21 protein-coding genes are annotated in these 24,535 nt (G+C 61.8%); 9 read left to right on the top strand and 12 right to left on the bottom strand.

Annotated elements, in window-relative coordinates:
* Nucleotides 1–208 precede the first annotated feature (208 nt).
* Nucleotides 209–472, top strand: coding sequence for a helix-turn-helix domain-containing protein (locus tag ABSY17_RS06260; protein WP_378948090.1), 264 nt, complete (start codon nucleotides 209–211; stop codon nucleotides 470–472).
* A 355-nt stretch (nucleotides 473–827) separates the two neighbouring features.
* Nucleotides 828–1,097 (top strand): hypothetical protein, encoded by a 270-nt coding sequence (locus tag ABSY17_RS06255; protein ID WP_378948087.1) that lies wholly within the window; start codon nucleotides 828–830, stop codon nucleotides 1,095–1,097.
* Nucleotides 1,098–1,706: 609 nt separating this feature from the next.
* Here the strand turns inward: ABSY17_RS06255 and ABSY17_RS06250 are convergent.
* A complete protein-coding gene (locus ABSY17_RS06250) occupies nucleotides 1,707–2,000 on the bottom strand; it encodes a hypothetical protein (RefSeq protein ID WP_378948085.1) in 294 nt (97 codons plus the stop codon).
* Nucleotides 2,001–2,529: 529 nt separating this feature from the next.
* On the opposite strand from ABSY17_RS06250, the gene ABSY17_RS06245 reads away from it, so the two are divergent.
* Genes ABSY17_RS06245 through ABSY17_RS06230 form a run of 4 tightly spaced genes read left to right on the top strand, consistent with a single transcriptional unit; the run spans nucleotide 2,530 to nucleotide 7,230 of the window.
* Nucleotides 2,530–2,769 carry a hypothetical protein gene (locus ABSY17_RS06245; protein ID WP_378948082.1) on the top strand — a complete coding sequence of 80 codons (240 nt, stop codon included), beginning with the start codon at nucleotides 2,530–2,532 and terminating at the stop codon, nucleotides 2,767–2,769.
* Nucleotides 2,770–2,776: 7 nt separating this feature from the next.
* Nucleotides 2,777–5,236, top strand: a complete 2,460-nt coding sequence (gene ligD / locus ABSY17_RS06240) for a DNA ligase D (RefSeq protein WP_378948079.1) — start codon at nucleotides 2,777–2,779, stop codon at nucleotides 5,234–5,236.
* Between the two features lie 36 nt (nucleotides 5,237–5,272).
* The gene (locus tag ABSY17_RS06235) at nucleotides 5,273–6,145 is read left to right on the top strand and encodes a Ku protein (RefSeq protein ID WP_378948076.1); all 873 of its coding nucleotides are present in this window, start codon (nucleotides 5,273–5,275) and stop codon (nucleotides 6,143–6,145) included.
* A gap of 14 nt (nucleotides 6,146–6,159) precedes the next feature.
* Nucleotides 6,160–7,230 carry a tetratricopeptide repeat protein gene (locus ABSY17_RS06230; RefSeq protein ID WP_378952468.1) on the top strand — a complete coding sequence of 357 codons (1,071 nt, stop codon included), beginning with the start codon at nucleotides 6,160–6,162 and terminating at the stop codon, nucleotides 7,228–7,230.
* A gap of 43 nt (nucleotides 7,231–7,273) precedes the next feature.
* On the opposite strand, the gene ABSY17_RS06225 is transcribed toward ABSY17_RS06230, so the two are convergent.
* Both ABSY17_RS06225 and ABSY17_RS06220 read right to left on the bottom strand, forming a co-directional pair.
* Entirely contained in the window at nucleotides 7,274–8,740 is a 1,467-nt protein-coding gene (locus ABSY17_RS06225; protein WP_378948073.1) for a helicase HerA-like domain-containing protein, read from the bottom strand.
* A 166-nt stretch (nucleotides 8,741–8,906) separates the two neighbouring features.
* Nucleotides 8,907–9,038 (bottom strand): hypothetical protein, encoded by a 132-nt coding sequence (locus ABSY17_RS06220; protein WP_378948070.1) that lies wholly within the window; start codon nucleotides 9,036–9,038, stop codon nucleotides 8,907–8,909.
* Nucleotides 9,039–10,060: 1,022 nt separating this feature from the next.
* On the opposite strand from ABSY17_RS06220, the gene ABSY17_RS06215 reads away from it, so the two are divergent.
* Nucleotides 10,061–11,134 (top strand): S49 family peptidase, encoded by a 1,074-nt coding sequence (locus tag ABSY17_RS06215; protein WP_378948067.1) that lies wholly within the window; start codon nucleotides 10,061–10,063, stop codon nucleotides 11,132–11,134.
* Nucleotides 11,135–11,668: 534 nt separating this feature from the next.
* Here ABSY17_RS06215 and ABSY17_RS06210 read toward each other — a convergent pair.
* From ABSY17_RS06210 to ABSY17_RS06185, 6 genes are all read right to left on the bottom strand, one after another.
* A complete protein-coding gene (locus tag ABSY17_RS06210) occupies nucleotides 11,669–13,690 on the bottom strand; it encodes a hypothetical protein (RefSeq protein ID WP_378952465.1) in 2,022 nt (673 codons plus the stop codon).
* Nucleotides 13,681–14,553 (bottom strand): hypothetical protein, encoded by an 873-nt coding sequence (locus tag ABSY17_RS06205; protein WP_378948064.1) that lies wholly within the window; start codon nucleotides 14,551–14,553, stop codon nucleotides 13,681–13,683. The genes ABSY17_RS06210 and ABSY17_RS06205 overlap by 10 nt, the downstream gene beginning before the upstream one ends.
* Nucleotides 14,550–15,575: a hypothetical protein gene (locus ABSY17_RS06200; protein ID WP_378948061.1), complete on the bottom strand. Its 1,026-nt coding sequence runs from the start codon at nucleotides 15,573–15,575 to the stop codon at nucleotides 14,550–14,552. Before ABSY17_RS06200 ends, ABSY17_RS06205 begins: the two co-directional genes overlap by 4 nt.
* Before the next feature lie 4 nt (nucleotides 15,576–15,579).
* Nucleotides 15,580–16,674 carry a GTPase-associated system all-helical protein GASH gene (locus ABSY17_RS06195; RefSeq protein WP_378948059.1) on the bottom strand — a complete coding sequence of 365 codons (1,095 nt, stop codon included), beginning with the start codon at nucleotides 16,672–16,674 and terminating at the stop codon, nucleotides 15,580–15,582.
* A gap of 2 nt (nucleotides 16,675–16,676) precedes the next feature.
* Nucleotides 16,677–17,981, bottom strand: a complete 1,305-nt coding sequence (locus tag ABSY17_RS06190; RefSeq protein WP_378948056.1) for a metallophosphoesterase — start codon at nucleotides 17,979–17,981, stop codon at nucleotides 16,677–16,679.
* Nucleotides 17,982–18,226: 245 nt separating this feature from the next.
* A complete protein-coding gene (locus tag ABSY17_RS06185; RefSeq protein WP_378948053.1) occupies nucleotides 18,227–18,637 on the bottom strand; it encodes a hypothetical protein in 411 nt (136 codons plus the stop codon).
* A 145-nt stretch (nucleotides 18,638–18,782) separates the two neighbouring features.
* On the opposite strand from ABSY17_RS06185, the gene ABSY17_RS06180 reads away from it, so the two are divergent.
* Entirely contained in the window at nucleotides 18,783–20,900 is a 2,118-nt protein-coding gene (locus ABSY17_RS06180; RefSeq protein WP_378948051.1) for a hypothetical protein, read from the top strand.
* A 22-nt stretch (nucleotides 20,901–20,922) separates the two neighbouring features.
* Here ABSY17_RS06180 and ABSY17_RS06175 read toward each other — a convergent pair whose 3' ends face one another.
* Nucleotides 20,923–21,465, bottom strand: a complete 543-nt coding sequence (locus tag ABSY17_RS06175) for a hypothetical protein (RefSeq protein WP_378953029.1) — start codon at nucleotides 21,463–21,465, stop codon at nucleotides 20,923–20,925.
* Between ABSY17_RS06175 and ABSY17_RS06170 the strand changes: the two genes are divergently transcribed.
* Nucleotides 21,437–21,718 carry a helix-turn-helix domain-containing protein gene (locus tag ABSY17_RS06170; RefSeq protein WP_378952462.1) on the top strand — a complete coding sequence of 94 codons (282 nt, stop codon included), beginning with the start codon at nucleotides 21,437–21,439 and terminating at the stop codon, nucleotides 21,716–21,718. The genes ABSY17_RS06175 and ABSY17_RS06170 overlap by 29 nt on opposite strands.
* A gap of 503 nt (nucleotides 21,719–22,221) precedes the next feature.
* On the opposite strand, the gene ABSY17_RS06165 is transcribed toward ABSY17_RS06170, so the two are convergent.
* Nucleotides 22,222–23,580 carry a DUF6538 domain-containing protein gene (locus tag ABSY17_RS06165; RefSeq protein ID WP_378948048.1) on the bottom strand — a complete coding sequence of 453 codons (1,359 nt, stop codon included), beginning with the start codon at nucleotides 23,578–23,580 and terminating at the stop codon, nucleotides 22,222–22,224.
* Between the two features lie 108 nt (nucleotides 23,581–23,688).
* Nucleotides 23,689–24,510 (bottom strand): hypothetical protein, encoded by an 822-nt coding sequence (locus ABSY17_RS06160; protein WP_378948045.1) that lies wholly within the window; start codon nucleotides 24,508–24,510, stop codon nucleotides 23,689–23,691.
* Between the last annotated feature and the right edge of the window lie 25 nt (nucleotides 24,511–24,535).

Raw genomic sequence — 24,535 nt, 5'->3', positions numbered from 1 at the left:
CGCGCAGGCCGGGTTCTGATGGCAGCCCACGGGTTCTTGATCAAACTGTGGCTAGCTACCATATTGCAAATGCGCCTCTCACTGTTTCGAGAGTGACAGCATTCTGGGTGCCGCCCAAGTTGGGGATTCCACTCCGGCACCACCTCAACATCAGCTGACGCATGTACCGAGTCATTCGCTTAGGCTGACCTCTGATTTGGAGGCATAAATGACTATTGCAACACCTTTCGCGCTGCCAGAAGCAGTACTGACTGAAATCGCAAATGGAACGCCTGCCATTCAGGCATACCGGCAATACTTGGGCTATTCGATTAATGACATCGCGGTGACAAGCGGCCTGACTGCCGAGGAAGTCGACAAGATCGAATCCGGGCACCGCTTCGAGAAGGGATATAGGGACCGCATCGCTCGGGTGCTTGGTCTTCCAGACGGCATATTCGAGGAAGTGTCGAACGTCCCTGGCGCCGCCTGAATACGGCCCCACAGAAATAGGCGGGGCCGCCTCAGCCCCGCCAGTCGGTCACCGTTATTCGGATCGATCAGCCTGCCGATCTCGCCAGGACTGCGCATCCTGTGCCGCCAAGCCGTCAAGCACTGAATCGTGGCCCAAGGTTAGTACAAAAGCGGGCGCTGGACCTGTCACAACGTTTCACCATCTCCGATTTGCGGAATTGCTGGGTAGCCTGCTGTATGCGACCGTTCGCCTGCAGGTGGGGCCCGCCGCAAGCGCCCGGATGGATTCACCCTAGCCGTCTCCCGCCCCCGTGGGCACCTGCGCCTCTTGTTCGATGTGCCACCCACTCAGCCGGGCATAGCGGAGGCGCAGATTGGAACCTGATCCATTCGACAAAATCGGCCAATTGATCGACACCGCTAACAGTCCGTTCCCCGTCATGCTGGTTCGCCAGCTGCTGTTTCGCGCCACCACGCACACCAAGGTCACATCGGATCTTGCCACGGCCATTGGGCGGCTTCACATCACCATCGCTATACTGGAAGAGGTCGTTGCGCTTGATGGGGCAGACACCCAGCCAAAGCGCCAGGACGCGCAAGACGCCCTGGCCAGATTGCGCATTATCTGCCGCCGGGTGCACTGACCCGACACTTGGCTACCCCCCTTGCCGTCTCCGGTCGCCGCGGGTCAGCGCGGCTCATATCCCTATCCGAGCTTCGGAACTTCGGTGAGGTGCGTGCGTTTAAAACACGGAGGAACGAGCGCGGTCAGTTTCTTACCGTGCGCTCGCTGAAGGCTCGATGGATCGCCACCATCGAGCCTTCGATTATCGGGCGCTGGCCAGTCCTGGCGTTCCACATATCGCTTCAAGTTAAGAGAATTCGTTCATTCTGTCTTTCCAGGGAGCCCGCCAATGTCCCGCTGCCTGCGAGCGATGGGTGCGGCGGTTGACTCCATGTCACTGTCGGGTGTGTTTGGCGACTAACCCACCTCTCGGGAAATGAACCGAGACACTCGTCTCCTGGCCCGGATTGAATCAGTCTATCTGGAGTAGACCCGATCTACTGGCGCCAAGACGCGCTCGACGATCTTAGCCGCCTGCGCAACTTGTGCCGCCGGGCTGCCCCGCATTGATTAAAGCGAACGCCGGCAGGCACTGCCCATGGCAGGACTCGTTCTATTGGACCGTCGTGATCGGGCTGGTCGCGATGAGTATGTGGGTTGTGATCTAGGTATCGTCGCGGAGCGTGGATCATGTCTTCGAGTTTGGCGTTGTTATACCCGACCAATAGGACGCGTGGCTAAAGCGCCACGAGGACACCATGACCTTATCAGATTGGATGTACTTCGCGATGTTCATCGCCACTACGGCGACCATCTTGATGTTCGTGTTTATGTAAGGCTGCCAGTGACCGGAGGTAAAGAACCGTTCGATGAACTTGCTCGGCTGATCCAAGAGGCAGGCAAGCCCTTCCCGGTCGTGCTGGTCAAACGGCCTGCGCGCCACCTCACATTCCACGGTCACGCCGGAGCTTGCCGATGCCATCGATCGGCTCAACAAGGCCGTGATCGCGCTGGCAGAGGTCGTCGATGAGGCTGAAGCCGGCGCGTATTACAACCGCACGGACGCGCTCGGCGATCTTGCCCGCCTGCGCATCTTGTGCCGGGGAACCGGGGCGCGGCCAATGTGATCGCCATCATCCCGCAAGATGCTTGGCCAGGGGTGCTCAGAGAGGTTTGTTGACTAGGGGCAGGACTCACCGATCCGAGCCCGAAGATGGATCGTCACAAACGGTCGCTTGACCTACTTGGCGAGGACACCACGCAAACTGCGGACCGGCCCACTACGATTGCGCCCGATGAAACTGAAGCCCTACCCAGATCAGAAAGTCGAATCGAAACGCCAGCAGGCGGCGGCTTCCGAAAGGTATGTGCATGACACATATGCCTCTGAAGGTATGGCCATGGTTGCCACACGACGAAAGAGCCGTTGGGAGCGTCGTGCAGCCTTCGCATCATTGATTGGCGATCGAGGTTCAACGATACTGGGAACGATCCGCTGGGAGCCGCGAGCCATGCGAACACCGGTATCAAACCAGATCACCAAGCGAAAGGCCGTCGCCAAGGCGCTAGGGCGGCACAAGGTTTTCGTCGCCTCGCGGCGCTTCCGGGGCGACGGGCAGCCCATCACGCGCGTGCTGGTCTCCGGCCGCTACTATGATGTCGGCGACAGGCTGCTCCAGCAGCTTCTCAACGGGGCTACGCCGCTCGAACTGGAGCTTGAGCCGGCGCCCGACGACGCCAGCCCGATCTAGGCCGCGTATGGCAGCCGAAAAGCTCCGCACCTACCGCGCCAAGCGCGACTTCACCAGGACGGGCGAGCCCCGCGGCAGCGGACAGGACGGCGGCGGCGATCGCTTCGTCGTCCACAAGCACCACGCTACGGCCAACCACTACGACCTGCGCCTCGAGCTCGACGGCGTGCTCAAATGCTGGGCGGTGCCGCGCGGACCCTCGCTCAATCCTGCGGATAGGCGTCTGGCGGTGGAGACCGAAGACCATCCGCTCGAGTATATCGACTTCGAGGGCGTCATCCCCGAAGGCCAGTATGGGGCCGGACCGATGATCGTCTGGGACACTGGAGTCTGGGCGCCGATGAACGACGCCCATGCCGCCCTCGGCAAGGGGGCCTTCAAGTTCCGGCTCTGGGGCGAAAAGCTCCGGGGCGGCTGGATGCTGACGCGGCTGGAGCCCCGGCGTGGCGAGGACAAGCGCAACTGGCTCCTGATCAAGGAGTACGACCTGGCTGAAAACGACCAGGTCGACATCCTCGCCGCGAGGTCGGAAAGCGTGAAGTCAGGCAGGCCGATCGAGGATCTCGTGCCAGCGCGAAAGCCGCCCGCGAAACCGGAAGACCTCAGGCCTGGAACGCTTGCCGGAGCCGTCCGCTCGGCCATGCCGGCTCGGATCGCGCCGCAACTGGCAACGGCCGTCGAGAGCATTCAAACCGGTCAGGAATGGCTGCACGAGATCAAGTTCGACGGCTACCGCACGATGGCGCATGTGGCCGGTGGCGCGACCCGGTTGATCACCCGCAGCGGGCTCGACTGGACCAGGCGCTACGGCGCGCTGCCGTTGGCCTTCCGCAGCCTGCCCTGCACCGAGGCGATCGTCGACGGCGAGATCGTGGTGGTCGACGACAAGGGCATAAGCCGCTTTTCCGCGCTGCAGGAAGCGCTGGCCAGCGGCCACGACCGGCAACTCGTCTTCTATGCCTTCGACCTGCTCTTTCTCAATGGCTGGGATTTGACCAAGGCCCCGCTGGTGCAGCGCAAGGCGCTGCTGGAAAAGCTGCTCGCCGGCCATGTCGATGCCCGCAGCCCCATCCAGTACAGCGACCATGTCATCGGAAACGGCAAGCAGTTCTACGATCGCGTCAGCGAGATGGGGCTCGAGGGCATCGTCTCCAAGCTGGCAGCCGCGCCCTATGTGTCCGGGCGCACGCGCAGCTGGACCAAGACCAAGGCGCTCCAGCGCGGCGACTTCGTCATCACCGGCTACACCACCTCCAAGGCCACTGGCGGCCTGGGCTCCCTGGCGCTTGGCGAGTGGGCCGACGGCGAGCTCGAATATCGCGGCAAGGTGGGAACCGGCTTTGACGCCGCAACGTTGGATACCCTGCTGCACCGGCTCGAGGCATTGAGAGACGATGCGACTCGGCTGGAGCGAGCCCCCAAGGAGGTGATTCCGGTGCGCCCAGTGCTGACGGCACGTGTCCACTATGCCAACAAGACAGCCGACAATGCCCTGCGGCATGCCGTGTTCAAGGGCCTGCGCGAGGCCGAGTTGAGCGCCAACGGACCGGCAATCGAGCGTAAGCGGCTGATCTCGGACGCGGACCTGGCCGGCATCTCGATCACCAATCCGACGCGCAGGCTGCTCGGCAAGGCGGGGCCGACCAAGCTCGACATCGCCGTCTACTATGCGGCAGTCGGCGACTTCATGCTGCCGCACCTGCTGGGACGCCCGGTCTCCCTGTTCCGCTGCCCGTCGAGCCGGCTGCAGGATTGCTTCTTCCAGCGCCACGCCTTCAGCGGCATGCCCGCCTCCATCGCCTCCTTCGAGACCAAGAATTCGGATGACGAGACCAAGACCTACATCGCCGTCGAGGACGCCAGGGGCTATCTGGCGCTGGCGCAGTTCGGGGTCGTCGAGTTCCATGTCTGGGGCGCGCTCCGCAAGCAGCTGGAGAAACCCGACCGAGTCGTGTTCGACCTCGATCCAGGCGAAGGCATAGGCTGGCGCGAGGTGGTCGAAGCCGCGGTCCACGTCCGCGGCGAACTCGAAGGCATGGGCCTCGTCCCGTTCGTGAAGACTTCCGGCGGTCGTGGCATCCATGTGGTGGTGCCGATGAAGAGGAGGCTTGGCTGGAAGCAGGTTCACCAGGCAAGCGGCGCGATCTCCGCGCGGATCGCCGCATCTGCCCCTGGGACGTTCACGACCGTGATGGGCAAGGAGAACCGCAAGCAGCGCATCTTCATCGATTATCATCGCAACGCGCGAAGTGCTACCGCAGCCGCCCCCTACTCGCTTCGCGCACGACCCCACATGCCGGCTTCGACGCCGCTGGCATGGAGCGACCTCGAATCCATCGACGCTCCGGAGGATTTGAACTATTCTTCGCTTCCCGGCCTTCTGGCCAAGTCGGGCGATCCATGGACGGACATAGAAGACCACGCCCGCGATCTGCCGGCGGAATACGTAAACGGGGGCAAGTCCTAGCAAATGCAGGGCCGCGTCGCGGCGCAGGAGACAAGCATGGCACCCAGGGCATCTTGGAAGGGCTATCTCAAGCTCAGTCTGGTCAGCTGCCCGGTGAGGCTGTATCCGGCGACGAGCACCAGCGAGCGCATCAGCTTCCACCAGTTGCACAAGGACACCCACAACCGGATCAACATCAAGCCGGTCGATCCCGAGCTTGGGCTCGTCGAGCGCTCGGACCTGGTGAAGGGCTACGAATACGAGGACAAGAAATACGTCATCATCGACGAGGCCGACCTCGACAGCGTCCGGATCGAATCCAACCACACGCTGAACATCGAGGCATTTGTCGAGGAAGGCTCGGTCGACGTGATCTACCAGGATGCGCCCTATTACCTGGCGCCGGACGGGGCGATGGCCGAGGAAACCTTCGTCGTGCTCAGGGAGGCGCTGCGCCAGTCGGGCACGCTCGCCATCGCGCGGTTGGTGCTTTCGAGCCGCGAGCGCGTCGTGACCATCGGCGCCCGCGAGACGGGCATGTTCGTCTGCACGCTCAGGAGTCCCAACGAAGTCCGCGGCACGGCGGAGTATTTCGGCACCATTCCGGCCGGCAATCCCGACCCTGAAATGCTCGACCTCGCAAAGGCGCTGATCAAGCAGAAGCTGACGAGCTTTGATCCGAAGAAGTACGAGGATCGCTACGAAATCGCCCTGATGACGATGATCAAGGAGAAGCTGAAGGGGCACAAGCCGATCATCGCGGCAGCACCCGAACGGGGCAATGTAATCAACCTCATGGACGCACTAAAGGCGAGCCTCGGGCAGGCCAAGCCCCCGGCCAGGAGCAAGACCAAGACGGAGACGGCCGCCAAGCCGGCGGAGAAGCTCGCGGCCGCCGCCGGCAAATCCGCGAGCAAGGGCAAGAAGTGACCGACCTCACCGGGATGACATTCGGCCTCGTTGGCGCGCTCGAAGCCTTTCCGCGCCGTCTTGCCGCGCGTGAGGTCAGACGCCTGGGCGGTGATCTCCAGCATGGCGTGACCCGCCGGACGACGCATGTCGTGTTCGGGCGCGGCCTGCTTGCCCGGGAAAGCGACACCCACATCGAGGGCCGGCTCGCGGCTGTCACCAAACGTCCCCTCACCGTCCTCAGCGAAAACGGTTTCCTGCGCATGCTCGGCCTGATGGTGGCGCCCCAAGCTGCCACACTCTCGAGGCGGTCCATCATCGACCAGTCGGGGATCGAGCCCGGGACATTCGCCCTGCTCAGCCTGTTCGACGCCTTCGAACATCAAGCCGTGCTTTATTCCTTCCGCGATCTGATCCTGGCGCGAAAATATGCCGGGTTGCTGGCCGGTGGGGCGACCTGGGGCCGTATCGCCAGGTCCGTCCGCAATTCTGGTCCGATCACCTCGCTGACCGCGCTGACGCTGCATACCGAGGATGGCGAGGCGATCTATGCCCGCTCGGGCTCCGGGCTGACCGAACTGGACGGGCAAGGGCTCTTGCCCCTCGACAAGATCGACGATGCCGAGCCCGATGTCCTTTTCGCCCTCGCCGAAGAGGCCGAGGAGCAAGGCCGCCATATCGAGGCCGCGCACCTCTACCAGCGCTGTCTGGCAGCCGACCCCGGCGACGGCATCGCCGCCTTCAACCGGGCGAATTGCCTGCGTGCCGCCGGGCAGATTGGCGAAGCGACCGGGGCCTACATGCAGGCAATCAAGCTGGACCCCACCCTCGTCGAGGCCTGGTTCAATCTCGGTGGGCTCTGCGCCGGGCAAGGCAAGATCGCCAGCGCGCGCCAGTACTTGCAAACGGCAGTGACGCGCGACCCGTCCTATGCCGATGCAATCTACAACCTGGCCAATCTCGAATACCAGGCGGGCGATCTCATCGCCGCACGCTGCTGGTGGTCGGCCTATCTCGAACTCGACCGCACCTCCGAATGGGCGCGCACCGCAGAAAAGGGCATTCGGTACGCGGATCTTCATCTCGGAAAACGCGCGGCTGGGTGACTTAGTTTTAGATTTTCGTCACTTCACTACCGGCAGCGTGAGCCTAAATTGCGCCGGCGATTGTGAATCCGGCCCACGCCACGCCGCCCCAGATGGCGATCGAGACCAAGACCAACTGCCGCCAAACCGGGCGTGACGACACCGCACCTTCCTCGACCGGCAGGTATTTCTTATAGAGCCCGGGCACGTAGGGATCTGGCTTGATCTCCGGTTCCAGCGCGATGCCCCGACTGGCCTTCATGCGGCGGTCGAACGCATACCCTGCCTCCTGCTGGCTCAGGCCGGAACGGTACTTGGGGTAGAGAGGTGACGCTTCCAGGATTGCCTGGCGCTCCATGTCGGAGATCGGGCCGATCTGGCCGGAGGGCGGAATGATCCGCACCTTCTCGACCAGCGTCGGAACGTTGTCGTTCTCCATGACTGAAATCAGCGCTTCGCCGATTCCCATGGTGGTGATCTCTGCGCGCACGTCGACTGCCCGGTTCGGGCGGAAGGCGTCGGCAGCGGCTTTTACCATGCGCTGCGCCGCCGGCGTGTAGGCGCGCAACGCATGCTGGATCCTGGTACCGAGCTGCGCCAGCACGGTGTCGGGCACATCCTGCGGCGATTGCGTGACGAAAAACACGCCCACTCCCTTCGATCGCACCAGGCGCACCAGCCGCTCGATTTGCTGGGCCAGTGGTTTGGGCGCGTCGTTGAATAGGAGGTGCGCCTCGTCGAAGAAGAAGACGAGCTTCGGCTTGTCCAGGTCGCCGGCCTCCGGCAGGCGGCGAAACAATTCGCTCAGGAGCCACAGCAGGAAGGTGGCGTAGAGCTTAGGCGCCTCCATGAGCTGATCGGCGTGCAGCAGGTTAACGACGCCGCGACCGTCGGCGGCCACGGCCATGAAATCCGTGATCTCGAACGGCGGCTCGCCGAACAGGTGGCTTCCGCCCTGCGCCTCGAGCGCGAGGATGTTGCGCTGAATTGCCGTGATCGAGGAGGCGGTGACGTTGCCGTACTGCTGGCTGACCTCCTCGCGGTTGTCGAGCATGTCGACGAGCGTCCAGCGCAGGTCTTCCAGCGTGAGCATGAATGAACGCTCGTCCTCGGACTTGCGGAAGGCGATTTCCATCGCGCCTTCCTGCGTCGGGTTGAGCCCGAGCATGCGCGAAAGCAGTTGCGCGCCCATCTCCTGCACGCTGGTGCGCACCGGCAGGCCGGCCTTGCCGAAAATATCCCAGAGCGCCACCGGATAGCTGGTCGCAGCCCACTGGCGCCCCAGCGCCGCGGCGCGCTCGGCCGCCTTGCCGTTGGCGTCTCCGGCCGCTGCAATTCCGGAAAGATCGCCCTTCACGTCGGCCGCAAAGACTGGGATGCCGGCGGCGCTGAATTCCTCGGCGAGGCGCTGCAGAGTGACCGTCTTGCCGGTGCCGGTCGCGCCCGTCACGAGGCCGTGCCGATTTGCCACTCGCAATGGAAGTGCGACGGAAGCGCCTTTGGCAGTCTGTCCTATCGAGATCGCGAACATGCAGCTCCCCCCCTCTCCAACTGAGCAGTATTTGCTCAAGAAAGAGTGCCACAAAATGTCGCTTTTCGCAATGAAAACGGACGATTTATAGCTTTAAATACAGAGCGTTAGGCCTATTGCCTACGGTCGCGATTAGACCGTCGACTCCTTGTGCCTGCACAGGTGATCAGGTCAGCTTGATGAACGCTGTAAGGGCGACAACCAGAGCAAGGGAGGCGCTGTCGAGCAAAAGGGCAACCCTGAGCGTCTGTATTTCAAGAGCGGCTTTCAGGTCAGATTTGGTGACAAGTTCGCCCATGATCCAAGCTCCTCGATATCAGGCCGCCTAGGCTAGTGCGCCCAGGGCACCTTGATCAAGTATGCGTGGCGCAACCCGACTTCAGCATGCTGGCGTCCACCCTGGGGATTATCCCCCACCCCGGCGCGGTGCCGGTTGACCAGCTCGTCGGGCTTGCGCCTTTCGGCAAATCGGTCGGGGTGAGCTGGCCCGCGCCTCACGTGCGGCACGGCACGCCCTGCACTCGATGCCAACGCCATGGCCATGCCGTCGCGTGCTTCGGGTGTGCTGGCACTGGCCTTGCCCTGTGCTGGTGTGAGCTGCCTGCCGTGCCCGATGCTGCCCAGCTCGTCGAGACCTGGCCCCGCGTGCCAGCCGCCCGACGATGCGCACCGCCATAGATGACCGACAGCGCGCGCCCCCTGCTGCTGGCCTCCGTGCTCGTCGCGTGGTGCTCGTGCCCTCTGGCGCGCCTGCCTGCCACCGCCACAAAGGCTTTAGGGACCGTATCGAGGAGGCGAGGCCCGCGGGGCGCAGCACCGCGGATAAAAGCTGACCTTATTCTTCTAAGGGCGGTTCTTCCCCTGGGGCGAAATCCGTCAAGCAAAATCGGGCCGGTAGAGGAACTGGGGAAAGAAATTTCGTGATCGGGATTTCGGACAGCAGCCGGACAGGAGCCGGACCAGAGGCGACATTTGGCGAACGGTCGAAAATCGACACAGATTGTTACAATCTGTGAGGTGACGAAAACGGTGCCGAAAAGGCATGTTTTCGCGACCTCCCTCCTATAGCGCTACATCCTGATAAGGCAGAGCCAGGAGGCGGGCCGCGGCAGCGGGCCGCGCCCTACGGGAGACGTCCAGTCCTTCGTATGAAGCCTTAATAGAAAGAGGCTGGTTGCTCATCGAAAGCCAGTTCGCGGCGCCACGGACGTTAATGTTTGATTACGCAACCCTGTGCAGAATCGGCACAAACTTGGCTGACCTGACGCCCATTATCGGCAACACAGAACGGGATCAAAAATGAGAGCGTATGACGCAGCCATGGCCGCCTCCTGGGCGATGCTGCCGGAGGCGGTCGAGCAGGTGCTCGAGGTGGCGGCGCGGGAGAACGACCCAACGCCGGAAGCTCTGGAGGCCTATCGGGCGGCCCGTGCGGACAGTGGCGAGCGCTTGAGCATCCGCGGCAACGTCGGGATCCTCGATGCCAAGGGGCCGATGTTTAAGCGCGCCAATTTGATGACGGCGTTCTCGGGCGCGACATCCTACGAGGTTCTGCGCCGCGACCTGCAGCTGGCGCTCGACGACAAGAACGTCCATGCGATCATGCTGCGGGTTGATAGCCCGGGCGGTGAGGTAAGCGCGTGTGATGAGCTTGCGACGGCCATTTACGAGGCCCGCAAACGGAAACCAATCGCGGCATACATAAGCGGACAGGGTTGCTCGGCCGCCTACTGGCTCGCCTCGGCCACGGACAAGATCACCGTCAGCGACGTCGCCGCCGTCGGCTCAATCGGCGTCGTTTTGGGCGTCACCGACCGACGGAAGGCAGACGAACGCATCGGGGTCACGCGGACCGAGTTCGTTTCGTCGCAGTCTCCAGACAAACGGCCGGATCACGCGACCGACGCTGGCAAGGCCAAGATCCAGAAGCTGGTTGACGACCTCGGAGCCGTGTTCGTCAACGCGGTGGCCAAGCACCGCGGCGTGACCGCGAAATATGTCCTCCAAAAATTTGGAGCAGGCGGCCTCGAAATTGGTGCGAATGCGGTCGCCCTCGGGATGGCCGACGAGGTCGGCCAATTCGAAGCGGCGCTCGCGAAGCTGTCCACCCGCGGGCGACGCATGAAGACTTCGCAGTCGATGCGTTCCTCAGCTCCGACGCAATCGGCGTTGACACCAACAGCTCTCGCAGCGCACGCACCGTCGACTCCGACGGCGGCCGGATCCGTTGGCGTTGCAGCTCCTACCCCCATGCCGGGGAACAGGCGGTCGCATCAATCCGAGAAAGGTACCGCGGCTTCTCGGCTATCGAGGAGCGCTCAGCGCTGCCAGCCTTGCATGAGCATCTGCGTGACCAGACGACGGTATCCGCCAGCGATGCGACCAGGATCCTGAAAGCCGCGACTGACGACATTCAGAAACTCTCGGCCGGCACGGCCGAGGATCCCGAAGTCGCGTATTTGCGAAGGAAGATTGCCGCCTGCGCACTTGGCCTCGAAGGCTATAGGCTCACATAAGCTTGCTGCGTCCAGAAACTGCGGAAGGGCAGCGCCGACGGCGCCTTGCCCGGCGAAGCTGACAGACGAGTTTCGACGTCTTGCAGCTCGTCCTGAGGGACCAAGGGAAAGCGGCCATTGCCGGCCGTGATCCCGAATGCGGTCGTCCAAGTAAGACAGCGTCGGCCTTATCTGAAGCACTTATCTAGTCCATCAATGCCATTGCGAAACTGCGAAAAGTGGCTGGATGGGTGCCTGCCGAACCGCTGGCGGCGGAGTTCATTTTGACGCTACTGACGTGAGCCTCGCGCAACCTCGCGCTAGACCACCGTCCGCACAAACTCGATCCGGACTGCGTCTAATACCCTGTAGATGGTGCTTCCCTCAATTTGGGCCTGCATATCCTCTGCAATATGGATCCCCTGCCGGAAAATCACTTCAGCTTCTTGGCGATATAGTCGGCCCTGGCCCTGATCGCCTTCTCGTCGGCGTTCTTCAGTTGCTGGCGCACCTCCGCGAGATAGCGACGCCCACGTCCGCTTCGCGCAGCCTCGTCGATCAGCGACGTAGCCAGCACGCCATCCTCCACAAGTCTACCGAACGTCTCTGGATCGAGATGATAGTCGACAAACCTGCGCGTCACCGTGTCTCGTAGCCGCCAGCAATTATCCCAATCAAACCAGTTGCTCCAATCCAAACGCGAGGTGACGAACCGTTCGACATCTGTCGGAAGACGGGACTGCTCCAACGCGCGGTACAGTTGCTCATATGCGAACTGGGTCAATTCCGCTTGCGAGCGTGACCTGCGGCCGAGGGCGCGCGACATGAGGAATGCAGCCAGATAGTCTTGATCCGCCTCAGCGACAGGCCCCGAGGCGTGCCGCACTGCGATGATCCAAGGATCCTCGCCATAGTCGTTCGGCACGTCGTCCGGCTCCCCGGCACGCGCGAGGGTGACCACCGTCCAAAGCAGCTTGACCCTGCCGGAGGCGAGCGCCGCGGCAGTTCTGTTTGGGTGGCGGGCCAATGCTTGCAACCAAGCAGGCAAAGCGGAGGCGTCCGCATTGGCGGACTCCAGCGCGGCCACGAGGTCACCCGAATCTGCACGCTCGACGATGAATGGCGCGGGCCCAGTTCTTCCCGCGGCGGCCAGCGCCCATGCGACCCGCGATGCGGCACCGTCCGCAAAGCCGTGGGCCAGATCATCCTGAATGTCGGGTATCCGCCAGAAGTCCGCTGATTCGAGAACATCAGGTCTGAGCCTGACGATCGAGCGTGCTAGGTGGGCGTTACGATCGAGCCCAGCAATGATCTCTGCCATGGACATTCTTGCAAGCGTGTCCGCACAGGCTTGACCTACTACACCATCTTTGGCGATCGCCTCGACGAAGCGCGCTGGCGATCGACGCCAAAATGCGGTTCCGAAGCGAGGTCCAAAAAGGAGTTGCTCGTAGGGGCCGCCCTGCCCAAACGAATCCAAGAGGAAGTCGAAGACCCCATCGTCTACTCGCTCTAGCTCCTCGACCGCTCGCCGGGCGACCAGCATCCGGACCGACCGCGCCTGACGCGGCGCCAGCCCATCAAGGGCGGTAAGTGCCTTGACCGCTCCAGTTAGATCGGGGGGCGAAACCTCGATGAGGGCTGAATGTAGCCGACAAAGGGGTATCATCGCTTTTCGGCCGCCACCCACATCGCCGCCAGCCCGTCGTAGAAAATCACGGATTCGTGTATCGTCGAGGCCCTCAAGGTCCGCGTACAGCGTTTCGAGTACCGGCTCCGGCTTGGTTTCGATGGGCATCGCCGCATTGGAAAACTTCGAACGAGTCTGCCGGTCAGTGGTGCGCACCATCTGGAGGTCGAGCGGCACACCCTTGCCCGAACGGTCCATCCCCGACAACGTGCAGAAGCCGAACGACCGCCGCAGCCGCGGCCATTGCTGCATCCAAATGGCCGTCACTAGTCGCTCGTCTTCGTCTGGCTCGCCGGCCTCGACCAGGATGGTCTGATCGGGTGCCGCGTAGATGGCATTGAGAATCATGCGGTTCCGGCTAGCGAAACCCCGGAAACTCTTGGAGGACGATTCGAGTACCTTGAGCGGGCTGCCATATCCCGGCCTGAGCGACGGCCCCAACGGCCGTTGAAACGCCTCGATCAGGGCATCCGCCGAAGCAAGCGCAGCGAGGTCGGCGTTGTCTATGATGAGAGAATGCGTCCACACGCATCCTGGACGCGGCATCTCGGGTGCGGCCCAGGTGCGCGCCAGAACGTATTGGCCCGTACCTTCTAGCGGATAGCCCGTGAGGTAGCCGGATTGCCCCGGTTTTACGCCAGTCCCAGACAGGTCGCTCATCACCAGCATGATCCGTGCGTCCGTGCTCGTTAGCGGCAGCGAACACGAGATTAGCCTATGACCGTCGCTGTAGCCGTGCAACGCCTGCTGTACGGTCAGCGACATGAGCTGATCAGCCATTCCAGCGGCTGGGTGATATCGGTGCTTGCGGTTTGGCCGTCCACCACCTTAATCCGGTCCGACGGACGATCGAGTTCACGTAGCGCGTCGGTCTCGCGAAAATGCTCCTCCTTTTCGGGATCCTCGTAGAGCCCCCCTTGCGCACTTACGCCCCAGACCCGCCAAGTCCAAGGATCGCGCTGGTTGCGCAAATATTGGTCGAGCAGCGGCAGCTTGCTCGCGAGAAGTTCCTCCGGCTGCAGTTCCTCGCCTTCGACCTTATCCCAGGCGGAGAGCAGGATTGCGAGCCGCCTTGGGCCGATATCGATATCCCCAATCATAAGCATCTGAAGGAGCTCGACGATCCTTACCTGCGTCGGCGCGAGGGCCGCGCTCCAGTCCACAACTTCGGCCGGATTGGCCGGCAACCCAGCCTGCTTTCTGACGGCGTTCCGCTCGACGATCCATGCCGGCAGCTTAATCGTGTCGCCATTGATGATCAGCACAATAGCGGGTGCAGTCAAGGTCTCCCGCATGCCTTGATCAAGCTCGCGCCTCTCCCACATTCGGCTGAAGTCTTCGCCGGGCACATCTGGGAAGGACACCTCCACCGTCTGGCCGTGGTTGTCCTTCAACCGCATAACGACCATCTTCATCCCGCTGGTCTGTGTACGCGATTGGATCTTGCCGGCGCGCCAGCGCTTTGCGAGGGCATTAAGGTGTTCGTAGTTTCCTTGGCTAAGGCTGGCCAACTTCAGCTTGGTGACCGCGCCCGGCTCTCGGACCATGTGCCATAGACTGGCCAGGAGCGTAGTTTTGCCAGACGCGGGTAGCCCGATGATTGAGATGTGCATGTCTTTGGCGGTCACGCGCGCCTCTCCCGATCGCCAGCGAGCAAGTCGATCATGCGCGTAGCAACGCCCGGATTGGTCGCCAATTCAGGTGCTGACGGGGCTGCCGCACGCAGCCAGTATAGAAGAAGCTTGTCCACTCCCTCTCCCCTACACACTTTCGCCGTGTCTTTTGGTGAGGCGGCCACAATGAAGGGCTCGACCTCCGCCACATGATTGCGATGACGCTCAGCTATGGCGGTGACCATCTCGTCGAACTCACGCTGGACACGGTCGGAATTGGCGGACGTCAGCACCGCGTCCTGCTTTGTCAACACAACGGCCAGCCGGGACCCTCGGCGGATCGCTCCACCCTCGACGAGCGCTTCGACTAGCTGCGGCGTAATCGCCTTAACCTCATGACGATGCTCTGAACTCGCAAGATGTTCACCGTTAACTAGCAACGTCACTGTGTCGGCGCGCTTAAGCTCGAAGAATTCGCTTGCGCGCGCGATCTCGTCGGTCACGCTAAGATAGTCCTCCCCAGATCGATCGCCGATAAAAAGCGAGACGAGTTCATCACCCGATGGCCGAAGGTCAAGATGGAAGAAGGTCGCATCGGCGCCGACGCTGGTCCGCTCTGTGTGGGGAACACCGCGCCGCGAGGCTGCGCGCGCGTCGTGGCAGACCTTCTCAAAACCGATAAGAGTCGACGAGCCGGCGAATCCGGCTCCAGCGACCGGGCCGTCCTGCAGACGGTCGTACACGCTCGCGATCAAGCTGGTCTTGCCCGCGTCGTTCGGACCGATGATCGCGATAGCGCGCGAGGTGCGGCGACGTTGCAGTACCGAAGCTTGGGCGCGATCAAGCGCCTCGCCTGAGGCGAGAGCCATAACCCTATCCCCCTCCTGGACGATGGGGGCCTCTTCGACCTCGTCTATGTCTTCGACCGAGATCGGATTGAGGTGTGGGCATTCTTCGAGGGGATACCCCTCAACGCACTTGCCATCCGTTGCGAAGCGGCATTCCGTGTTCGAGCAGCTCCTCACCTGGGACGCCATGGCGTCACTCGCCTACATAGAGGTAGAGGAATTCACGGTAGAACAGCTCGGCGAGCCGTACGGCCGGCATCGGTAGGTCAGCGGCAAGTCCTGTCAGTCCGGTCCACCCCGCCTGCCAAGTGTCAGTTGATCCGAGTTCGGCTCTCTTCTCGAGAGCGAAATGAAGCGGCGTCGTCACCGGCGACACCTGCTTCGAATCCGACGCCTCCTGTGCCCAAGCGATGTCCACTGAATTTACGGCAGCCTGCACTGTCACCTCATCCGTAGTGATTCCGGCGCGAAGAAACATCGCCCCGATCGAGGCTGGTCCCGGCGAGATCATCGTCATTTCGCCGAGTTCTTGGCCCAGGATTAGTGGCCGCAACGGCAGTGTGATGTCCGCGAACGCTCTCCCAGACGGCCTGTTGCACCCGCCAATGAGCCACCAGAGCATCTGCAACTCCTCCTCGTCGAGCGTGATCTGCCGATGGAGTAAGCTGATGACGCGGTTCTGCCCCGTAACAACGGTGTTGATTGCTGCGGCCGCCGCTTCGCGCAGCCGCTCAAGCTCCCCCTTCCAGAGCGCGGGATCCATCGACTGCATGGCTTCGGGCGAGACGGTGAAGCCGACCTTGGGCGCAGTCGACTGCAGCGCCTTCGCTTCGATTCGCGCGTGTTTGCGACCGGACAGGGCGACGAGCGCCTTTTCCGCCATGCCGGCCAGATTCATCGGTAGGTCGGGCTTTCGCGATCCCCCAAAGGACGCCGTGGTGACTGCGATTGCGGCATCCGAAGACCTCGAAAATAGCTGAACCAGCGCGGCGGCAGCCAGCACCTGAAGCTCGCGAGCGGAGCGAACGGGATCAAAAGCAGAGTCGCCACCCGAGATCGTGGCCACCACGGTGCGGTAGGTTTCGCCCAAACCTTCATTCTTCGTTCCGGAAGCCGGAACACCCGAAGGGAAGGCTAGGCGCACGAGGACCTCGACCATTTCGCATCCAGTCTTGCCCGCAACGTCGACTACGCCTTTCCAGCGCATCGCGCGTGTTGCACCTTCGTCCATGAAGGTGTCGGCGTACCAACGGGCGAAATCGGTGCTCATCTCTGGCGCATTGGCCATGGTCAGTTCTCCAGCTTGGCGACAGCGGCCGCAACTTCATTCATGAGATTGCGTTCCCCGGCTCGGATAAGGGCTCTGCCGTAGCGCTCCGGCTCGGGTAATTTCATCTCGCCGGCCTCGAGCAGGCCGAGCCGCTGGATGATCTCCCGTCGCTGGCTGCTTGACAGGTTCCAAAAACGGTAGAGTAGGTCACGTGTATCCACTTCGCCCATCGCAGCCTCCGCATCCTGCACTACGATACGGCCCTCCTCGACGACTGGGGCCACGACTGCGGGTTCGACGATACCGCCGACCGCGGCAGCGGGGATCGCCGCCTCCTCGGGAATAGAGATAGACGTCCGGAAGATGTCCTCGTTCTTCGCCGTCTTGATCGGCACGAAGAGCTCAGGATTGGCCTGAAGCTTGCGCTGATGCAGCTCCACCTTGAGCACGCGGTCAGCACCCTTCCCTGCGACTTCGAGCCTGATTAGGTTGTAGCCTGGATCGTAGGGCTTCTCTTCGCGAGAGGGATTAACGGCGCCGGCACCTAGGCGGACGTAGTTCGCCTCGAGAACCGCACGCTGCTTGTGCTTGTGACCGAAGAGGTGGATCGCCGCGCGTGTCGAAAGGGCATCGTCGACCTCGTCGCCGTCGCTAAGCCAATCTATCGGGTGGTGGACGAGCACCAGGTTCGCTGTGTTGGGCGCCGGATCGAGAACCGTCTGCATCGCACTGAGGAACAGGTCGCCGGGCTTGTCGTTCTTCCCGTTCTGCCCCGAGAACAACGTCGAGGTCAGCCCGTAGATGCGGAGGTTTATGTTATCCCCCAGCGGGATATCTTGGTGCCAAAACGGCTTAGCCGGCCAAATCTGACAGCCGAACGGAGCGGCGAAGTCATTGTACGCCGCGTGCGGCCGGAACAGGCTCTGCCCACTTACAGCGTCTGCAAGCTGCGCCCGGAACCGGTTGTCGCGCCACGTCCTCTCGGTTGTCACGATGGCGTGCTGAACGTTCTGGATAGATACGTTGCTGGCGATCATTCCGCGATCGACGTCGTGGTTCCCCGGCACCACGAAGATGCGCTCCTTCGGGCAGCCAGAAATCTGCGAAAGCTGCTGGATCCACACCCGCGCGGCCTCGTACTCGTCAGGCGCCGCCTTGAAGGCGACGTCACCGCCGATGAGGATGGCGCCGACCTCGCCGAGTGCCTTCACCTGCTCACCGAGATCCCTCATCATTCGGGTGCGGATGGGGGCATGCGGGTCCATCCAAGGATCGAGGCATTCCGGCGACCTGAAATGAATGTCGGAGATATGCAGCATCAACATAGAAATTCGCCCCCCAGACCTTCTAGCCGAGCGTCCGCCGGAAGGTTGTGAACAGCTATATCTCATATGATAAAAGTTCAAGTTCTGACGTGACGAGTATCGAGCCAGGTAGAATTCCTGAGCTCGCAGTGATCGACTCCCGAGCACGCACATCTATCTGCATGCAGTCGCATTCAGCCAGCTGAACCATTCACCATGCGCGTCTTATTCTGCGACCGTCAACCTGTGACTGGCCAACAGCTGGACTAATCCATCCTGGTAGCGGGAGCTTTGTGATCAAATTTGCCGTCTGTCACAGCGGCATAAAGGTCATCTTCAATCGCACAGGAAGCAATCCTGCGTAGATACTCCTCAGGCGTAACTCCGACCTGCTTAGCGCGTTTTGCCAGGATCTTGCGCTGATGGATGGTCAATGACACGGGAACATTGCCGCGCCGACGGCCGCCGGTCTTGTCAATCGGCAGACCCCACTTCTTCCAAAGGGCGCGCACCGTTGCTGAATCCGTGCCATCATTCAGATGCTCGACAATGTCCGTCGATGTACGCCCCTGCCCTGTCATGAAGCCGACAGGCCAGCTTTGGCGTTGGTCCACTTTTCCGCGAACAGCTGAGGGGCGCGGAAGCGTTCCGACGGTCTCCGGTTCACTTTCGTGCATTTGGCGCGTGCTACACTAGGCTGTTCGGTCCGCGCGTCATTCATTGCGGCCATGTCGGGCTCCGTCGATAATATTTTCAGATTAGATTCACCATTTTCAATAAATTCTTCTGATATTCATTGAATGATCCTTAAGGGGAAATCGAATGGCACGCACGCTAGTCGGCCGCCTTCAGCTCGTCGTCGAAGCGATGGGCCTAGGCGAAGCGAAGAAGGTCGGCAACTCCATCCGAGATATCGAAGCGGCCAGCAAGCGGCTGTCATCGACATCATGGGGCGTCAGCTTTCAACGCCAGCTCGAGAAGGTCGGCATCGGTGCCAAAACGATCGATGACGTTCGCAGGTCGTGGGAACGGCTCGAGCGGGATATGTCGTCCCGTGGGCTATCGAAGGCACTCCAGAAAAGCGAGATCGCCGCCTGGAAGACGGCGACCCTCGGACATTTCGCAGGCTTGCGCGCCGGCATGCGTGAGACCGAGGCGGAGGCCAAGCGAATGTCGCGCGGGATCCAAGCTGCCATAAAGCCGGCCTATATGCTGCTGGGCGGCTACACGGGCACCTATGTTGGTAGTATGGCCGGCCGGGAGGCGCTCATCGCGGCGTCGGAAGGACGCCGCGTACAGGCCGAGGCGAAATACTCGGGGCTGTCGGAAGGCGAACGCGGCCGGATCAACAGCCAGTCGGATTACCTCTCCGGCAAGTACCGCCTGTCGAAGTCGCAGATCTACGAGGTGATGAAGGAAGCCTCGCTGTCGATGCCATCGACAGACGCCGCCCTCGCGGTCTCGGAGGATATGGCGCGCGCATTCCTGGTGCTGGCCAACATGAGCGACGGCGAGTCGGCGATCGCCGGCTTACAGCAGTTCAACAAGGCGATGGACAACATCGAGAAGGTCACGCCGAAGGAATATACGACCTACCTCGAGAACTTCATGAAGGCACAGCAGGTCGCCGGCCGGGACATCGACCCGACCGCCTACGCGCAGGCGATCAAATACGCTCGCTCCTCAGGCAAGGTCTATGGCGACGACTTCATGTCGAAGTGGCTGCCGTTCCTCATCGCCGAAACGGGCGGCTCAGACGCCGGTACGCAGATCCGCGCCGCTTTCGACCAGTTCATCGTCGGCCGTGCATCGAAGAAGGCGGTCGATGCCCAGGAGCAATATGGCATACGCGGCGCCGACGGGCAGCTGATTGGCGGGGACAAGGCCTTCACCAGCAACCCTATCAAGTGGGTGAAGGAGCATTTGCTGCCCCAACTCGAGAAATCCGGGCTGGACATGACGGACGAGACGGCCGTCGCCAAGGTGCTCGGCGAGATCACCAACAACCGCCTGTCGTCGGACTTGCTGAGTCGCATCGTCTTCTCCTACGACCAGTATCGCCGTCTGGTCGAAGATCGCATGCCGAATGCCGCCGGCCTCGACGCGGCTGGGCAGGTCCAGGGCGATAACCCGTTCGCAGCCTGGCAGGGTTTCAGGGACAGCCTCAAGAACCTATCCGATGCACTTATGCCCATGGAGCAAATCAGCTCCGGCCTGAATGTCTTTGCCGATACGATCAATCGGTTCCAGCAGGCGGTTCGCGATGGTGATCCGAAGGTTGGCACCGGGCTCGCTGTCGCCGGCGTCGGCGCCGCTGGTTTTGGCGCGTGGAAAGTGGCCTCGGCCATCTGGGGGCTGATCACTGCCGGCACGAACCTCAACATCGCGGCGGCCGCGCTGCAGGCGGCCGCAGTGGCTCAGGGAGGCGCTGGCGTGCTGGACAATGTTGGCGGCGGCAAAGGCAAGAAGCCGGGTGCCGGGTTTGCCGGCTGGCTGGCTTGGGCCGGTAGTCGCGCGCCGCTTTTGTCGACGCTCTTCCTGTCCGGCGACACGCCTGGTGGTGGCACATGGCGCGACGACCCGCGGTCGGCAACGTTCCTCGCCAACCAGCGCATCGCCGCCAGCAAGGCAGGCATTGAGGAGCGCGGCCGCGACAGGAGTCTCCGCGGGTTGGCGGATGACGCTGGCCGTGCCGCGAGCCTCGACGCCTATTTGGGCGGCTACGTCGTTGATGCTGAGAATGCCGGAGAAAAGATCAAGGGCGCCTTGTCGGTGACGGCCACTCCGACTATCGACCTGAACTCGATCGACGCCGCAATTGCCAAGGCTCAGCAGTTGCTTTCGGTGCTGCGCAACGCGGGCGCCGCCGCCGCTTCGACTGCGACAGGCGTCGACAAGGAACTTCGCCGATCTTACTCGGACTATGGAGTTTCCCCATAGTGGTCACCGGCGACGACGCGGCTCACGGCCGGCCGTCGCCACCTAGGGCCAGCGAGCGCAGAATTTCAACTGCGCATTCTTCAATGCGCTCGCGACCATAACCATCACCCGCATAGTCGACCAGAAGTCCCAACTTCTTGTGGACTTCTTCGAGGTCTCGCGGGCGATAGTCCAGGACGGCATGAAACGCGTACCATTCGGCATCGCTGACGCTATCGATCTCCGGCATATCAAAATCGGCATCATCGGCGACTAGTGCAACGAAGCGAGCCTCGAGCATACGATGAGCGGCCCTTGCCGCCCGAAGGGTGGCTCCAAGCTCGTCAATTGGTGACGGGACTGCTGCTACTGCCGCACTTGGCGCAGCGATCACAGCCGCAACCGCGCCAGCGGAAGCTCGCATCAGATTTCGGCGGGAGATGACAGGCATACCTTCGGCGGCTGCCCGAACACGCGTGTTCGGCATTGATTTTCTCCATGTCGGCGTTAACGATAAGTATGCATGTTTTTTGCAATTTAGCTCGACGCATGTCAACATGATTTTTGCAACTTTGAGGAACGACATGATCACACCAGAGCAATGCCGAGCAGCCCGTGCGCTGGTCGACCTCTCGAGAGAAGACTTGGCCGATCTGTCTAAGACAGCTCACCGTACGATAGTGGATTTCGAGCGTGGCGCGCGCCAGCCCCGTGCGGCTACGCTAGAGGCTCTGAGATTGGCGCTTGAACAGGCAGGCGTTATTTTCTTGGCCGACGGCGAGCAGCTTGCGGGGGGCGCCGGCGTCAGGTTGACAGTGTCCAAAGCGCCAAGCACCTAAAGCAGGTGCGGTCTTCTAACCGCTTGCAGTACTCTGGCTATCGGCCGAGCATAGTCGCATGCCTCGCTTCATGACCGACGAACAGCTTCGAGAACATTTCGGGCTCTCCGAGAGAGCGCTCTACCGGCTGCGAGGTCTCCACAATTTCCCGAAAAAGGACGGGCTGATCGGCAAGACGGATAGCAGGTTGGTCGACCTATTCTTCGACAAGAGGGCCGGAATAGCCTCACCTGCCCCAGCCGGTACGAAAACCGCTCGTGGAAAGGAGAATTGGGATGACATCTAACGCGGATGCTTCAATCGCTCACGGCGGCAGCACGCTTTGATGGCAACTGCATCGATCACCGAGAAGGCGCTTGAAAGATGCCTAGATTGCATCGCCGAGGTCATGGTCCAGGCCGGCGACCGCGGGCAGGCTGGCCTGCCGCTGTACCAGTGGCTTGAGCGGGAGCTGCAGGAAAGGCGCGCGTTCACCGATGCGATGTCTCGGGTGCGCGCCCGGGCTAAACGATCGCTGGATCGAAAGGCAGGGCGATCTTGACGAGCTCATCGCGCTGCCAAGCAAGCGCGCCGCCACTCCCGTACTTCGGCCGTTGAATGGTGTGGCCCATCAGGCCGCGGCGCAACTCCTCGTCTAAGCCGCCCTCCTTCATCCGATCCTCGAACGAATGCCGTAGGCTGTAGAACGTGTGCTTAGTGCTGGGCAGGAGCTTGTTCCCGCGCAGGTACTTGTTGATCGCCGTCGTCAGGCTGTTTTCCTTGTCCAAGTAGCGCGGGAACCCGTTGGGGTGCTTCTTGAACACCGCAAGCGCGATGCCGACCAACGGTATCGAGCGGACCGAAGAATCGGTCTTGATCTCGCGAGGATTGCCGGCATCTTCCCTCGGCTCGATCCGAATGTACGGCACCTCGACATCGAGGAAGATCGAACCCCTCGTCAGATTGCACAGCTCACTCGGCCTGGCGCCGGTGTCGATCATGGCAAGAACCACGCCCCGCGCCTGAGCATTCAGGCCGGCCAGCGCCCCGACGCGCATCAGCTTGTCCTCGATCCAGTCGACCGGGATTGGCGGGCGCGAGCGCTTCTTCTTTTCGCTGAAGCTCAGCCCTTCGAATGGGTTCTGTGCCAGCTCTATACCCATGTGCTTGAAATACTCGTCGAACAGCACGCGCATGTTCCCGAGGTCACGATTACCGGACGTCGCCTGGTGCGTCGGTGCGCCCGACTTCGGGGCGATGCGGTCCAGCCAGAAACGGTAAAGCTTCTGCGCGTCGTCTCGGGTCACCTCCAACAGGGCCTTGTCGCCGGCCAGGGCGACAAAATTGTCAACGGCACGCTGCTTCACCTTCTTCCATGATTGGCGTTGGGTGTTGCTCTTCCCTCTAAGCTCATCGTGGACAATCTCGTCGATGTAGATCTTGAATGCGGCAGTTACTGACACGCCGGGGCGTTCGAAAAAGCCCAATATCGCCTGGGCAATACGAGGCGTATGACGATGCGTTTTGAGCCACTGTACACGTCGGAGAACCTCATGCAGATCTTGCTGCGAGACTAGTTCATTCGCTGTCAGGTATTTGAAACCGCAAGCGGCGGCTTGAGCGACGGCCATTTCGAACAGGGTCTCAGCAGTCGCATCTGCGTCTTGCAGTAGCAGGCTTGCCCAGTACGCGTGATTCTCATTGTCGAGGGCGTCGCGCTTGGCTCGCGCCACCTCGATATCGGAGGTTTTCAAAGACACGCGCACATGGGGAACGCGCGGATCGAGATCTGCCACTACCGCCGGCACCCTCCGCCGGTAGTGGTAGATCCCACGACGCACGATCAAATGACGATCAGGATCAAGCTCTTTCGTGCGCACCATCTTGCCTCGTGGGAAGACATGCACCCTGAGCTAGACTTCGCAAGCGGTATGAAAACCGCATCAATTCTCGAGCAAGGGACGCGGCCCAAAGGGCGCACCCCGGGGATGTTACGCGCCTTGCTCAGTACCGAGGGCGGTCCCAAGCTTTACGGCAGCTTTCGCACCGGCGACAGCCGGCCGTTCGACCTGGCCGCTCCGAATGGCCGCCGCGCGTGCCCGTAGCCTGTCGGAAATCAAAGGACGATGAGCGTTTGGCACCGCGGCCGGCGGGGAACCGTCCAGCCTCATGGTCGGGACCTCTGCTGTCAGATTGAACACGCGCGAAAGCGAATGCTCGCTGTCGTAGCTCCGGCCGCTGTCAAACATCTTCGGTGCAGCTTCGTAGATATGCTCGGCAACGATGGCGCGTAGCAGCTCGTCGCGGCTGAAGTGATCTGCATGCCGGCGAGCGTGGTTGGGGACACGTGACCAAGTTCGGGATTCTACGAGTTCCAGCCCCTCCGGAACAATCGCGTAAAACGCCTCCACAGCCGTGCGGAGGACAGCCATCGCCTTTTTGAACTCGGGGGCAACTTGACGATCGATGGCGTCCGCCATGTCTTCATCAATCTTGGCGGCGACCTCCTTCGCCGCCGTGGCTTCCTCGAGTTCAAGCGCGGCGCGGAGATCCTTGAGCTGCTCTTGATATTCCGAGATCTCTTCCGCGGTTGAGCTGGCGTCGCTTTCGGCGGCACCAATCGCATGACGGATCTCGGACGGCACTTCGACTCCTGGATTGTCTCGGATGAAAGCCCGGCGCTTCTCGCGCCCCTTTTCAAGCAGATCGGCGACAACGATCTCGCGTCTCTTCAACTGCTCGAGGCCAGTCTCGAATTTCCCGATCTGATCTTTCAACCTGCCGACCGGGTTCTTTGCGAAAGGATTTTTCATGTGGTTTCTCACGAACGAGGGGAAC

The sequence above is a fragment of the Mesorhizobium sp. ANAO-SY3R2 genome, assembly GCF_042466635.1.
GTDB lineage: Bacteria > Pseudomonadota > Alphaproteobacteria > Rhizobiales > Rhizobiaceae > Aminobacter.
Note: the sequence above shows the minus strand (reverse complement) of the source record. Positions and strands in the feature narration are given on the sequence as shown.